At 69.0% G+C, this 13,001-nt stretch carries 13 protein-coding genes and 1 pseudogene; 7 read left to right on the top strand and 7 right to left on the bottom strand.

From position 1 onward, the window contains the following. Window positions 1–17: 17 nt before the first annotated feature. The 3 genes from P8T65_RS01345 to P8T65_RS01335 form a co-directional block, all read right to left on the bottom strand. Entirely contained in the window at window positions 18–914 is an 897-nt protein-coding gene (locus tag P8T65_RS01345) for an MBL fold metallo-hydrolase (RefSeq protein WP_316723573.1), read from the bottom strand. A 116-nt stretch (window positions 915–1,030) separates the two neighbouring features. Next, a complete protein-coding gene (locus P8T65_RS01340) occupies window positions 1,031–1,186 on the bottom strand; it encodes a hypothetical protein (RefSeq protein ID WP_316723572.1) in 156 nt (51 codons plus the stop codon). 13 nt (window positions 1,187–1,199) lie between these two features. Next, window positions 1,200–2,198: a Tn3 family transposase gene (locus P8T65_RS01335; protein WP_316731446.1), complete on the bottom strand. Its 999-nt coding sequence runs from the start codon at window positions 2,196–2,198 to the stop codon at window positions 1,200–1,202. Between P8T65_RS01335 and P8T65_RS47110 the strand changes: the two genes are divergently transcribed. The 3 genes and pseudogenes from P8T65_RS47110 to P8T65_RS01325 all read left to right on the top strand — a co-directional run bounded on the left by P8T65_RS47110 (window position 2,082) and on the right by P8T65_RS01325 (window position 3,635). After that, window positions 2,082–2,324, top strand: a complete 243-nt coding sequence (locus tag P8T65_RS47110) for a hypothetical protein (RefSeq protein ID WP_399098112.1) — start codon at window positions 2,082–2,084, stop codon at window positions 2,322–2,324. The two genes, P8T65_RS01335 and P8T65_RS47110, sit on opposite strands and share 117 nt — an antisense overlap. Window positions 2,325–2,434: 110 nt before the next feature. After that, a pseudogene (locus P8T65_RS01330) lies at window positions 2,435–2,557 on the top strand (IS5/IS1182 family transposase); the annotation flags it as partial. A gap of 298 nt (window positions 2,558–2,855) precedes the next feature. Then, entirely contained in the window at window positions 2,856–3,635 is a 780-nt protein-coding gene (locus P8T65_RS01325) for an IS5 family transposase (RefSeq protein WP_316723383.1), read from the top strand. On the opposite strand, the gene P8T65_RS01320 is transcribed toward P8T65_RS01325, so the two are convergent. Continuing rightward, window positions 3,627–4,157 (bottom strand): hypothetical protein, encoded by a 531-nt coding sequence (locus tag P8T65_RS01320; RefSeq protein WP_316723384.1) that lies wholly within the window; start codon window positions 4,155–4,157, stop codon window positions 3,627–3,629. The genes P8T65_RS01325 and P8T65_RS01320 overlap by 9 nt on opposite strands. Then, a complete protein-coding gene (locus tag P8T65_RS01315; RefSeq protein ID WP_316723571.1) occupies window positions 4,117–4,551 on the bottom strand; it encodes a hypothetical protein in 435 nt (144 codons plus the stop codon). Before P8T65_RS01315 ends, P8T65_RS01320 begins: the two co-directional genes overlap by 41 nt. Before the next feature lie 488 nt (window positions 4,552–5,039). Between P8T65_RS01315 and P8T65_RS01310 the strand changes: the two genes are divergently transcribed. After that, the gene (locus tag P8T65_RS01310) at window positions 5,040–5,948 is read left to right on the top strand and encodes an SCO1860 family LAETG-anchored protein (protein WP_316723570.1); all 909 of its coding nucleotides are present in this window, start codon (window positions 5,040–5,042) and stop codon (window positions 5,946–5,948) included. An 88-nt stretch (window positions 5,949–6,036) separates the two neighbouring features. Here the strand turns inward: P8T65_RS01310 and P8T65_RS01305 are convergent, their stop codons facing one another. Beyond that, window positions 6,037–7,953 (bottom strand): acyl-CoA dehydrogenase, encoded by a 1,917-nt coding sequence (locus tag P8T65_RS01305; RefSeq protein ID WP_316723569.1) that lies wholly within the window; start codon window positions 7,951–7,953, stop codon window positions 6,037–6,039. A gap of 384 nt (window positions 7,954–8,337) precedes the next feature. On the opposite strand from P8T65_RS01305, the gene P8T65_RS01300 reads away from it, so the two are divergent. Both P8T65_RS01300 and P8T65_RS01295 read left to right on the top strand, forming a co-directional pair. Continuing rightward, window positions 8,338–9,018, top strand: coding sequence for a ScbR family autoregulator-binding transcription factor (locus tag P8T65_RS01300; RefSeq protein ID WP_316723568.1), 681 nt, complete (start codon window positions 8,338–8,340; stop codon window positions 9,016–9,018). A 668-nt stretch (window positions 9,019–9,686) separates the two neighbouring features. After that, window positions 9,687–10,916, top strand: coding sequence for a cytochrome P450 (locus tag P8T65_RS01295; RefSeq protein WP_316723567.1), 1,230 nt, complete (start codon window positions 9,687–9,689; stop codon window positions 10,914–10,916). A gap of 479 nt (window positions 10,917–11,395) precedes the next feature. On the opposite strand, the gene P8T65_RS01290 is transcribed toward P8T65_RS01295, so the two are convergent. Then, a complete protein-coding gene (locus tag P8T65_RS01290) occupies window positions 11,396–12,154 on the bottom strand; it encodes a MerR family transcriptional regulator (protein WP_316723566.1) in 759 nt (252 codons plus the stop codon). Window positions 12,155–12,736: 582 nt separating this feature from the next. Here P8T65_RS01290 and P8T65_RS01285 point away from each other — a divergent pair. Beyond that, window positions 12,737–12,931: an acyl-CoA carboxylase subunit epsilon gene (locus tag P8T65_RS01285; protein ID WP_316723565.1), complete on the top strand. Its 195-nt coding sequence runs from the start codon at window positions 12,737–12,739 to the stop codon at window positions 12,929–12,931. Window positions 12,932–13,001 lie beyond the last annotated feature (70 nt).

Below are 13,001 nucleotides of genomic sequence, written 5' to 3'. Positions count from 1 at the left end.
AATCCTCCCCTACTGGATCAGGCGTCCGAGAGCGGCGCCCATCTCCTGATCGAGAAAGCCCCGTTCGACTTCACGACTTCGGCGGCGCCCGCTCCGCCCAGATGTGCCGGCACCACCAGGCTGTTCGTCGCGGCTGCCTGCTCCAGGACGCGACGCCGGGACCGGGCGGCCTCGGCCTGGTCCTCGCTCAGGCAGATGTCGTGATCGGGTTCGATCATCTGAAGCGGGGTGTGGATGACGTCGCCGACGAACAGTGCCCGGTCCGTGCCGGATTCAAGCCGCAGCACAGCCGAGCCGGGCGTGTGACCGGGTGCCAGTTCCAGCACCAGGTCCTCGTCGATGCGGTGACTGTCGCCTTCCCACAGCACCGCCTGACCGGCCTGATGGACGGGCAGGACGCTGTCGTTGAACTTGGCCCCGGTGTCGGCGAACCTCGGGGCGGGGCCGTTGGCGGGGTGCCAGAAGTCGAAGTCGGCACGGCTGATCAGATATCGAGCGTTGGGGAACGTCGGAACCCACTCGCCGTCGACCAGCCGGGTGTTCCACCCCACGTGGTCGTCGTGAAGGTGGGTGTTGACGACGAGGTCCACGTCCTCCGGCCGCACCCCCACCGCCGCCAGCCGGTCGAGGAAATCGCCGTCGTGCTTGTCGGACACTTCGACGTCCGATGACTTGTCACTGCCCAGACCGGTATCGACCAGAACGGTGCGGCCAGCGCTACGCAGCACCCAGGTCTGAACGCTGGACTGCCACTCACCCGTCTCGGCGTTCAGGAAGTTGGGCGCCAGCCAGGATTCGTGCCGGCGCCACAGTTCGCCGGGAACGGACGGGAACAGGACATCGGTGGTGCCGAAGGCACCGTGGTACTCGACCACCCGCGAGACCTCGACATTACCGAGAATCATTTTCTTCACCCCTTCACCGTAGGCAGAGGTGGTGAGACGCCAAATGCTTCACCGTCTCTCCTGGTTGAGGCAGCGTCTCGCAGTAGTCCCGTATGGCACCGCTGGACGCAGCCGGGACCGGCGCTTCAACCACGATGGATCGGCGGACAATCTTTGACCAGCCGGGACGGATGGACATGAACGACAACGAGATCCCGGCCGTCGGACCGGTCGAGGACGAGCTCGTGGATGAGGTCGTCGGGCGGCTGATGGACCGCGCCGACGCCTCGGGTGCTGCTCACGGCTGGCCCCGTGTCAGAGACCATGCGCAGGAAGGCGAAGCGCGCTGTCGTACGGGCCGGGCGGGATGTGGAGGGTGGCGGTGTCGTAGTCGCCGAAGCGCAGCATGTTGTCCCTGCGGTGCGGACTGAGCGCGGCGATGTCGTCGGGGTTCACCTCCCGGCCTTGGGCGGCCATGGTGCGCAGGGTGTCGGTCATGTCGACGGTGGTGGAGAAGATGATGCTGTTGGCCATCAGGTCGAGGAACTTGACGGCCTTCTCCTGGAGTTCGGGATCGCGGGAGCGCAGGTAGCCGTCTCCGCCGAAGTGCAGCCACTTCGTGTAGCCGTTGTATGCCTCGGCTTTGTTTGTCGCCCTGGTGATCTGTTCCCGCAGCTGCGGGTCCGACAGGTAGCGGAGCAGAACGGTTGTCCGGACAGCGCGGCCTACCTCGCGGAAGGCCCTGTAGATCTGGTTCTTACGGGAGTGGTTGTTCAGGCGCCGCAGGAGGGTGACGGAGGACACGGTGCCTTCCCGTACCGACAGGCCGACCTGCATGAGGTCCTTCCAGCCGTTCTCGATGAGCTGCCAGTCGATGCAGGTGCGCGGGTCGGTGGAGAACAGCGCATCGATATGCCGGTAGCGTCCTCGACGGGGGCGTGCTCGCCGGTGTCCAGGGCGCCGGCGACGAGCTCGATGTCGCGGGGCGACTCCGTCTTCGGCACCAGGATGACGCCCGGCTGGTGGGCATAGCCGGTGATGGCCGCGAGGTCGCGTATCGACACCCCCAATGGGCCCAGAGTTTGTTTCGAGGCCCGAATCGAGCGGAAGAACAGGACGCCACTGGTGGCCCGATTCGGTGGGATTCCCCTCCAACGGCAGCGGGCGGCGGAACTCGCCGATCGTGAGCCTGTCCGGGTGGACTACCCGCAGAAGGAACTCATTGCGAGACTCCTGGCGGATACCTGCGAGATCTGCGGAAGCAAGGGCAACGTGCAAGTGCACCACGTCCGCGCTCTCGCCGACCTCGCACATGCCGGATGGCAGCCTTCCGACTGGGCGCGCGTCATGCTCCATCGGCGCCGCAAAACAGTCGTGGCCTGCGACATCTGCCACGACCGTATCCATTCGGAACGGCCAGCCAGATCATTCACGCAGTAGTCACTGGAGAGCCGGATGACCGGGAAACCGTCATGTCCGGTTCGGCGGGAGGCCGCGCGGAACAGGACTCGCCCTCACGGCGAGCACCTCGCCGCGCGGCCGACCCAACCGCCTGGCTGCACCAGTTCAAACGACTCCGGATCCGCTATGAACGACGCGCCGACCTCCACCAGGGCCTGCTCGAGCTGGCCTGCAGTCTTATCTGCCTCCGTCGCCTGCGCACCACACGATGAAGCAACCAGTCACTAGCTGTTTTCCAACCGTCGGGTGTTCGATGGCGGTCCGTACGGTGAGCTTGATCGGGTGATCTGCTGGCGGGAGCGGGCATGAGGACGGGGCCCCGATGCCTAGCGTGTCGGTTGTCTACGCCGAACTCGCAAGGAACAGAGCCCCGTTGTGCATCACGGTACCGTCTGTGCACCTGATCGTCCGCTTCCGGATCTGCGGTTCGCCGCGGAGTGCGACTGTCTCGCCCATCTGTACGGCAACGCCGGCGACCGCCCCTTGCGGTCCCGGTTTTACGAGTCAGACATGACGGATGAGGAGTGGCAGGTCATCCGGCGGATGATGCCACTTCCGGGCTGGCTGTGCGGGCGCGGGGGCAACCCGGAGGGCTACTGCCACCGGGAAATGTTCGATGCGGTGCGCTATTTCGTGACCAACGGGATCAAGTGGCGGGCGATGCCCGCCGACTTCCCGCCCTGGTCAGCGGTCTACGCCTTCCAACATCGCTGGCAGGCCGACGAACTCCTCGACGTCCTCCATGACCGCCTGCGCGAACAGGTCCGCCTGGTCGAGGGCCGGGACGATCCCGAGCCGACGGCGGCGATCGTCGACTCCCAGTCGCTGCGCGGCGCGGCCACCCTCACCGGCGAACGCCGGGGCTATGACGGGGCCAAGCTGGTGTCGGGCTCCAAGCGGCACATCGCGGTGGACTGTCTGGGCCTACTCCTGGTGGTGATGGTGACCGCCGCCGACCTGCAGGACCGCGACGCGGGCGTGACCCTGCTCAGTGCCGTGCGCCGCCTGTTCACCCGGGTGCGTCTGGTGTGGGCCGATTCCGGCTACGCCGGCGCGCTGGCCGACTGGGCCCGCGAGAAACTCGCCCTGAAAGTCGAAGTGGTGTGCCGCACCGACGACATGAGCGGCTTCGTGGTGCTGCCGAGACGGTGGGTGGTGGAGAGGTCGTTCGCGTGGCTGGTCAACTGCCGTCGCCTGGTACGTGATTACGAACGCACCGCCGCCGCGCACGAGGCGTATGTGAAGTGGGCGATGGTCACGCTGATGACGCGCCGACTCGCCTCAGCGTGAGACGGCGGTGAAGCAGCGGCCGTCGCCGGCGGCCAGCCACTCCCGCTCCACGAGCCGCTTGAGCTGCACACGGACGCCTTCGTGCCGACTGCGGCTGGCGCCCTCGCCGAACAGGGCCCGCACCACATCGGGCACCCGCACCGGCCCGTCCGCGCCCGACACGAACTCCACGATCTTGGCGTACAGGCCGGGCAGCCGGGCCGGATCGGCCCCCTCGCTCCACTGCGGCACATACCGCGAGGCGGGCTCCGCCCCCGTCACCGCCTGCGAGGACTCCCCACCGCCCTCCGCAGCGGCCACCTCGGACGCATCGTCCGCCCCGGTGGCCCGGCCACCAGCCCTGCCCTCGCGCAGTTCCTGTTCAACCTCCTCGAAGACCTCACCGCCGATACGCCAGCGCGTGACCTGCTCTTCGACCTGGGCCGCCTCCCGTTGCAACACCGCGATCCGCTCGTGGAGTTCGACAGCCCGGGCTTCGAGATCACCCAGTCGGCGCTTGATGACAGCAGCGGGCGTGGGCACGGCGGACCTCCAGGCTCGACGACGAGAACACCGGCACCCTGCACGCCCGAACCCGAAGATCACAAGCTGCAAACAAGCAGGTCAGACACGTGATCGGTTGGAAAACAGCTAGGGAGAGGTTGAGGTCCACCGGGCGGGTGGAGAAGGACGTGACATCCGTGAACGGCGCCTTCAGGTGCATGCCGGAGGTCATCGGCGTACCCACCTTGCCGAACAGCACCGGGACGCCGACCTCGTAGGCGCTGACGACGTACACGCAGCTGGCAATCCCGAAGAACGCGCCCCCGGCCAGAGCCGCTATGGCACCCAGGCGCAACGGGGACGAAGCGCGCGCCCGGGCCACGAAGTACAACACCACAGCGGCGAGGATCAACAGAATCGACAGTACGAGCACGGTGGCTCCCCCCTGGAACGGCAGAACAGCGCCACGCCAGGCACTGCTTGTGTCAGCGGAGCGTAAGACATCCAGGAGAAGGAGTGATCAGGGGCCCAGAGGTCCGTCCCTCCCGCTGTCCGACATGGTCGCGGTCCGCGCTCCCGGCACCCTGCGGCATCACGGACGGCTGTGCGGCTCCTGATGGAGATCTCCGGTATCGCAGTGCCTGCCCACAAGGTCATCCGCACCCTTCCTGACTGGCCGGACCTCCGCCCCGAGGCCAGCACCGTCTGGCCCTCGATGCGGACCTGGTGTGCACCGGCCGTACACGTCCGCAATTCAAACAGCAGTCCCCAAGCTTCCTCCTTGCGGTGAACCTTCGTGTGGCATCCGATCGACCGCCCCCTGTCCTTGCAGGATGAGGCCCTGCCACCTGCTCGCCGGATCACCGTCCGGTGCAGGAACGGCACCTCTGCTACTCCCTTCGCGCGCAAGGATCGCCCACGTTGACCAGAACCCCGGCCCTGACCCCATCCGTCCGCCGCCTTGCCGCCCTCACGGTCTGCGGCTTCCTCGTGGCCGGCCCGGCCGTCGCCGGGGAGGCCACCGCCGCTCCGGTCGCCGACGTGTCGAAGGGCAGCGCCACCGCAGCGGCGTTCCGCGCCGCGCTGGACGTCTCCGGGGTCGGGCTGGCCGGAACGGCGCCCCTGCATGCCTCGCTCAACGAGGTGCAGGCTCCGGCGACCGCCGAGAAGAAGACCCTCGACGTTGCCCTCGACGGAGTCAACGGCGACCGCCCGTTCAATCTTCTGCAGGCTGACGTCGCCATGGCGAAAGCCGATGTCGCGAGCGGTCGGGCGGAGGGAACCACCCACCTCGTGCGGGCCCGGGTCCATGTGCCGGGGCTGCCGGTGCTGCCCGTGGTGGAGGTGGAGGAGGTGACTGCCACAGCGACCTGCGCCGCCGGACGCAAGCCGGCCGCGGAGTCCCAGGTACTTGGTTCCCTCACGGCCCTGGGCAAGCAGTTGCCGATGGCGGACGGTGGCACCGTGGAGGTTCCGAACGTGGGCAGGGTCCGGCTCGCCCTCTCCCACAAGGAGACGACCAGCACCACGGCCGCCGCCACGTCACTCCAGTTGCACGTCTCGGTGGACCCGTTGAATCTGGGCGTCAAGAAGGTGGAGGGCACCGTGACCCTGGCGCAGGCCACCTGTCGGCCCCCCCGACCCACTTCCGACTCGGCCGTGCCTGCAGCGCCCTTCCCGCACACGGCCAGCCACTCCGAGGAGACCGACCTGGCCGAGACTGGTGGCAACGCGCTCACCCCGTATCTCTTGGCGGCGGGAGCGGTCCTCGTCACCGTAGGCGCAGGAGCCACGGCACTCACTCGCAGGCGTCGCCGTAGCCACCATTGACGTCTCCGCGGGCGACGGTCAGGCCAAGCTTGCGGGAGCCCGAGACCTGCCAGGTCGCCAGTGCCCCTTGCAGTGGAGGGTGTGGGTGTCAGGTGGGGGTGTGGGTGGGGGTGGTGGGTATGGCGGTGAGGTAGGGGTGGGGGAGGTCGAAGGCGTGGGTGAGGGTGGTGATGTGGGGTTGGAGGTGTGCGGTGGTGGTGTCGTGGAGGGTGGGGAGGGTGTGGATTTGTTGGGTGTTGATGTGGTGGTGGGCGAGGAGGTCGCCGGTGTGGGGGGTGAGTTGGTTGAGGAGGAAGAGGCGGCAGAGGTGGTTGAGGAGGGTGTGGGTGTGGGGGTGTGTGGTGTGGTCGAGTGTGTGGAGGTAGGCGTCGGCGGTGTGGAGGGCGGCGTGGGTGGTGGTCATCTGGAGGGCGGGGCGGGAGGCGGTGTTCCAGCGGGCGATGGGGTCGTTGGGGGGTCCTTGGCGTAGGGCGGTGCGGGCTCGGGTCTGCCAGATGGTGGTGGTGTGGGAGAGGAGGTTGCGGAGGTGGCGGGTGTCGTTGAGCTGGTCGGGGCCGGTGGGTGGGGTGGGTGGGGTGGGGGGTTTTGGTGGTGTGTGGAAGATGAGTTCGGCGGCGGCTTTTGTCCAGATGACGAGGTTGTCTCCTTCGGCGGTGATGGTGCCTTCGATGTAGTCGGGGAAGCCGGCCATGCCGTTGGCGGTGAAGAGTGCGTGGGCGCCGCATCGTTCGCGGCTTTCGGCGACGATGGTGCGGGCCTGCCAGGTGATCCAGGCTTTGGCGATGGCTATTTCGCGTTCGGTGCCGGTGGGGTCGGGGTCGGTGGGGTGGGTGAAGCGGGTGGTCAGGGTGCGGTGCCAGAGGGTCATGCCGTAGGCGGTGGCGAGTGCGTCGAGGAGTCTGCTGTGGTGGGTGCGGTAGGTGTTGACGGGGATGCGCTGGCCGGGTTTGGGGCCGCTGACGTGGCGGTTTTGGCCGTAGCGGACGGCGAGGGCGAGGGCGGCGCGGGAGGCTCCCACGGCTGCGGCGCTCATGCAGAGTTTGCCGGTGGTGACGCGGCTGATGGAGCGCAGGAAGCGTTTGCGGTGGTTGCCCAGGGTGCTGTGGAGGGTGCCGTTGTCGTCGAGGTGTCCGTGTTCGGCTTCCAGCAGGGCCTGGCGGGGCAGGCGGACGTTGGTGAAGGAGGTCAGGCAGTGGTCGACGGGGGCGCCGGGGCGCAGGGGCAGGCGGTGGACTGTGATGCCGGGGAGCAGGCCGGTCTCGTCGCTTAAGGGGGTGAGGAAGAGGAAGACGCCGTGGTCGTGGCCGGCGGTGATGAGGCGGGCGGCGACCACGGCGGTCTTGGGGCCGCCGGTGGTGCTGGTGTTGGGCATGAATTTCTGGGCGCCGGGGTGGGGGGTGTTCAGGATGAACTCGTTGGTGGCGGGGTCGAGTTCGGCGGTGGTCTTAAGGGCGAAGCTGTCGTTGCCGTGGTCGAGTTCGGTGCACAGGAAGGTGCCGGTGCGCTGCATGGAGGTGAACGGTGACAGGTCGCGCCGGGCGCTTTTGGCGTGGTCCAGGAGGCTGCCGAGGAAGAGGTTGTAGTGGATGCTGGCGAGGGTGCACAGGCCTCCGCCGCCGTCCACGATCGCGCCCCATTCGTGCAGGCTCGCCAGCAGGGCCGGGTCGCGGGCGAGGCGTTCGGCGTCGTCCACGGTGTCGTTGACCAGGCGCAGGCGCTGGTAGGACTGCTCGACCTGTTCGGCGGGGGACAGGCCCGGGCGGTGGCGAAACGTTTCGTCCGCGATGAGCCGGCGCCAGGGGGTGTGGACGAGGTCGCGCTCGCCGTGCCGGTCGAAGAGCAGGCGGGTCAGTTCCCCGGCGGTCGTGGCGGCCGGTGGCGCGAAGCCGCCCGGCGCCGGCTCCCCGGCCGGGCGCATGCCCTGGCCGGCGGGTGTCTGCGGCGGGGCGGCGGTGCTGCTGGACGCTGTGGAGTCTTCCTCGGGCTGGGCTGTCAGAAGGACCATGGCCCTCTCCCCCGTTGTCTCGGAATCCGGAAGGCTGGCGTGCGATGAGCCAAGAAGATACTGACCTACCGGTTTTCTAACAAGTCAAAGAAATGCAAAGCGTGACCGGTCCGCTACGGATCTCCCGGCGGATCCCTGCCCGCATCCAGAACGGAATGCCCGGTTCAGGCGGGGGAGAGGTCCGCTATGTCCCACCTCACCGGGGTGAGGGGGAGATGGAGAGAAACCATCGCCGGGGTTTCTTTTGGTGGCGTGGGCTCGAAAGATTGGCCTATGGCCATATTTCGGGCAGGTCGCGGCTCCCTTGATCCTTGCTCCGGGCGGTGGGAGAATACGAACCTGCCGGTTTTTTTGAGGGTGTGTTTCCGTTAGCGGAGGTGGGGCATGGCGTTGCAGGAACGTGCGATCAGAACACGCCGGTCGATCGTGGCCGCCGCCGCCGCGGTCTTCGCGGAAGTGGGGTACGAGGCGGCGACGATCTCGGAGATCCACCAGCGTGCCAAGGTCACCAAGGGGGCGTTGTACTTCCATTTCTCCTCCAAGGAGGAGCTGGCGCAGGAGGTGCTGGCCGATCAGCTCAGCTCGGTGCCGCGGCCGCCTTCGCAGGAGCTGGTCCTGCAGGAGGGCCTGGATGCCACGTTCCTGCTCGCCCACATGCTGAGCGTGGGTGATCCGCTGGTGCGCGGCAGTATCAGGCTCACGGTCGAGCAGGGGTACCCGCAGGACGGTCTGAACCGGCAGATCCCGATGGCGGGCTGGATCGAGCACAATGTGGAGCTGCTGGGCCGGGCCAAGGCCAAGGGGGAGGTGCTGCCCCATACCGATGTCCAGGACGCCGCGCGGGTGTTCGTGGCGGCCTTCACCGGGGCCCAGATCCTGTCGAAGATCATGACGGGCCATGCCGACCTGCCGCAGCGTGTGGCCTCCGTGGAGCGGCATCTGATGGCGAGCATCGCGGTTCCGGCCGTGCTCCTGCAGCTCGACATGGCGCCGGACCGCGGCGCCCGCGTCTACGAACAGGCGATGCGCCTGCGTCAGGAGGCCGAAGCCCTGGCCCTCGACTGACAGCGCCGCTCCCGGGCCGCGGCTCGGCCGGCCGCCGGCGGCCCGCGACCCGGCCGGCGGCCCGCGGCGCGCACGGACACGCCGCACGGATACCTCGCACGGATACCTCGCACGGACAGCTTGCACGGACTCCCGCACGGATAGCTTGTGCGGACAGCTCGCACGGACACGCCGCACGGTCATCCCGCACGGATAGACGGACAGCTCGCACGGACATCCCGCACGGACGCGCCGCACGGATACCTCGCACGGACAGCTTGCACGGACTCCCGCACGGATAGCTTGTGCGGACAGCTCGCACGGACACGCCGCACGGACATCCCGCACGGACACGCCGCACGGATACCTCGCGCGGATAGACGGACAGCTCGCACGGACACGCCGCACGGTCATCCCGCACGGATAGACGGACAGCTCGCACGGATACCTCGTACGGACACGCCGCACGGACGCCTCGCACGGACACGCCGCGCGGATAGACGGACAGCTCGCACGGATACCTCGTACGGACACGCCGCACGGACGCCTCGCACGGACACGCCGCGCGGATAGACGGACAGCTCGCACGGATACCTCGCACGGACACGCCGCACGGACATCCCGCACGGATACGTCGCATGGATACGTCGCACCGCATCAGGGGACCGAGCCCATTGGGGGGAACGCCGATGAAAACGACTGCCTGTCCTCATGCCCTGGACATAACGGGGCAGGACCTCGCCGCGGAGGCGGCGGCGCTGCGCCGGCGGGGACCCGCGGTGCGGGTGGAGCTGCCGGGCGGGGTCCTGGCCTGGTCGGTGGTCGGGCAGGAGCACGTCGAGCGGCTGCTGACCGACGACCGTGTCTCGCGTGACCCGCGCAGGCACTGGCCGGCGTTCATCGAAGGGAAGATCACCCAGGAGTGGCCGCTGTATCCGTGGGTGGCCAACGAGAACATGCTCTTCTCCTACGGGCAGGACCATGCCCGGCTGCGCCGGCTGATCGCCGGGGCGTTCACCGCGCGGCGCTCGCAGGCGCAGCGTCCCAAGGTCCGCCGGATCGCCCGCGAGCTCCTGGACGGCCTGGCCCGCACACCGCCCGCGACGGAGGTCGACCTGCGCACCTGCTACGCGGACCTGCTGCCGCTGCGGGTCATCTGCGAGCTGTACGGGGTGCCCCGGGGGAGCGCGACCGACGAGCTGAGCGCGGCCCTGAGCACGGTTTTCTGCAGCACCCTGGGGGCCGGTGAGGTGAGCGCCGCGCGTCTGCGCGCCTACGAGCTGCTCGCCGGGCTGGTCAGGACCAGGCGCAGGGAGCCCGGTGACGATCTGACCACCGCGCTGATCGAGGCCCGGGACAAGGAGGACCGTCTGTCCGAGGAGGAACTGCTCGGCACGCTGTTCATGATGATCGCCGCGGGGCAGGACACCACCGCGGTCCTGATCACCAACGCGGTCGCCGCGCTGCTGACCCACCCCGAGCAGCTGGAGCACGTACGCGCCGGCCGCGCCGGCTGGAGCGACGTGATCGAGGAGACCATGCGGGTCCACACACCCCCGGCGTTCGCCCCCCTGAGGTACGCGGTCCAGGACATCGACCTGGACGGGGTGCTGATCAAGCAGGGCGATGCCATCATCGTCGCCTTCCACGGGGCAGGCCTGGAGCCCGAACGCCACGGGCCCGACGCCGCGCGCTTCGATGTGCTGCGCACCCGGCGCGGCGGGCACCTCGGCTTCGGCCACGGAACGCACCGGTGCCTGGGGGCCCCGCTCGCCGAGATCGAGGCCGGCGTCGCCTTCGCCGAACTCTTCGGGCGTTTCCCGGATCTGTCCCTGGCCTGCCCGCCGGACGAGCTGCAGCCGATGCCCACCTTCATGCTCCACGGTCACCGCTCGCTGCCGGTGCTCCTCGGCTCCTGAACGCCCCCGCCCGCCCGCCCCGCCCGCCCGCCCCGCCCGCCCCGCCCGCCCGGCCCGCCGCCCCGCACCAGGGCCGCGGACCCGGCGGGCCGATCACCCGGCGCAGCATCCCGGCACCGGCGCAGCATCCCGGCACCGGCGCCGGGTGCTGCCGGAGCTTGGCAACCGGCTCCTCACACCTCCCGTCCTTGTACCCGCCACCCGGGTGCCGGCGGGAGCGGCCGCGGACCACTCGTCACCGGCGCGATGCGGTGACCGAACGCCGGGTGGCTTTGTTCACGGCTTCCGGCAGTGGCTGTCGAACTCCTCGGGAGGCTGGCTCCGGTGAAGGAAGTCGTTGTTCATGAGAATGGGCAGCACCCGGTTTGAGGTGCGGCCGCCAGCCCCCGGGTTCGAACATCGCTGGCCTGGCCTGGCCTGGCCTGGCGTGATGCGGTGCAGCCGCCATCGTTGGCCCTCGACGGCGGCTGCGTTGTGGTTCAGTTCAGCCGGGTGGTGGCGTAGGCCACCATGGCATCGCGTTGGTACACAGCAAGCCCGGGCGTGACGGCCTCGTCTGCGGCGCGCCGTGTCTCGTTGTCGGCGATGGAGTGTGCGAGGGCCCGGTAGCCGTTGGCGGAGACAGCACGCAGTTCGGCCAGGGCCTGGTACTGGGCGTCGATCTCGGCCTGGACGGGGGCGGCGTCGGCCGGGTGGCCCGCTGCCATGAGTTCGGCCAGCCGGATCATCTGCGCGGTGCGCTCACGGTGCGCGGTGTCGGCGTCGGCCCGGCTCATGGTGGCGGCGCGCTGTCCGATCTCGTGTGCGAGTTCGGGGTAGTCGCGCATGGTGTCTTCGTAGTGGGCGGGCGTCACGCCCTCGAAGAGGTTCTCCGGACGGTTGATGGTCATGGCACGGTCGTCCTTCCTGGACTGTTCCAGTTCGGCGATCGTGCGAGAGACGGTGCCGGCCAGGACGTCGATCCGGTCCCGCTCCGCGAGGAGGCGCTGGTGGTGACTTCGCAAGGCGTCCACCTCGTCGACCTGCTCGGACAGGATCCGCCCGATCTCCGGCAGGCCGACACCCAGCGCCCGCAGCACGAGAATCTGCTGGAGCCGCAGGAGCTGGCGTTCCCCGTAGTAGCGGTGACCGTTGGTGCCGATCCGGGCCGGCGCCAACAGGCCGGTCTCGTCGTAGTGGCGCAGTGTCCGGGCGGTCACGCCCGGCATCCGGGCCACCTCCGCGATCGGCCAGTCCATCACCACTCCCGCACGTGTGTGTCGCCGGGCCGGTTTCTCCGGCCCTGGTCACGACGGTTGAAGCTGCCGCAACGGCAGCTTCAACCGTCGTGACCCAGAGCCCCCGTAACCGAACAGGCACGACGCCCAACGGCGGCACAGCTCCGCCCGCTGTCGAAACCCGTGGACATGCTGACCCCTGCCCAGGACCTGGGCGCCTCCCGAACCTCCCCCGTAGAAGCGCTGTCATCTTTCGTGAGCAAAGCCAGCCGGGCCCCTCCCGGCGCGCGGTCCCGGAGCACGGCGGGGCGGGTGTCGGCATGCGCACCCGCCGTTCGTCCGGCGTGATGGCCCCGGCCCGCCGATGGCCCACGGGGGAGGTTCTGCCCTCCGCCAGGAGACCCGGCCCTGGTTCCCCGCCCCCAGCCCCCCGGCCCCGGCTCCCCGGCAGATTCCCGGAACGGGTTGCCCGGAAGATTCCCGGCGCTCGCTTCCCTCCCGGCGGTGCAGTGGCCGGCCGGCCCCTCTCCACCGGGCCGGAAGCGGTTCTCGAGCCCGGTGGCCGACGGTTGCGGGGAGCTTGACGAGGGGGGAGCCGGCCGGATGAGCAGCACGGACGCCGTACTTCGAGTGGAGCGGGGCCGGGCCACACCAGAGGAACTGGCCGCGGTCACCGTCGTGTTGACGGTGCTGCTGTCCGCGCCGGGCCCGGAGGCCGACTCCGGGCAGGCCGAGTCCCCGCTGTGGCGCCCCGGGCAGGCGCGAGGGGGCTACCGCTCTCCGTACAGCTGGCAGTGAAGCCGGCATTCCGCATGATAAATTTCGTGTGCGCGCCACCTACAAACCGTCCTTACGGTTTGTTACTTTG

The sequence above is a fragment of the Streptomyces sp. 11x1 genome (assembly GCF_032598905.1).
GTDB lineage: Bacteria > Actinomycetota > Actinomycetes > Streptomycetales > Streptomycetaceae > Streptomyces.
Note: the sequence above shows the minus strand (reverse complement) of the source record. Positions and strands in the feature narration are given on the sequence as shown.

What these genes read in the sequence shown, in the direction of transcription:
- P8T65_RS01335 (WP_316731446.1), bottom strand. Translation starts at nt 2,198, where the DNA reads ATGTGCGAGGTCGGCGAGAGCGCGGACGTGGTGCACTTGCACGTTGCC.
- P8T65_RS01325 (WP_316723383.1), top strand. Translation starts at nt 2,856, where the DNA reads ATGACGGATGAGGAGTGGCAGGTCATCCGGCGGATGATGCCACTTCCG.
- P8T65_RS01305 (WP_316723569.1), bottom strand. Translation starts at nt 7,953, where the DNA reads ATGGTCCTTCTGACAGCCCAGCCCGAGGAAGACTCCACAGCGTCCAGC.
- P8T65_RS01300 (WP_316723568.1), top strand. Translation starts at nt 8,338, where the DNA reads ATGGCGTTGCAGGAACGTGCGATCAGAACACGCCGGTCGATCGTGGCC.
- P8T65_RS01295 (WP_316723567.1), top strand. Translation starts at nt 9,687, where the DNA reads ATGAAAACGACTGCCTGTCCTCATGCCCTGGACATAACGGGGCAGGAC.
- P8T65_RS01290 (WP_316723566.1), bottom strand. Translation starts at nt 12,154, where the DNA reads ATGGACTGGCCGATCGCGGAGGTGGCCCGGATGCCGGGCGTGACCGCC.
- P8T65_RS01285 (WP_316723565.1), top strand. Translation starts at nt 12,737, where the DNA reads ATGAGCAGCACGGACGCCGTACTTCGAGTGGAGCGGGGCCGGGCCACA.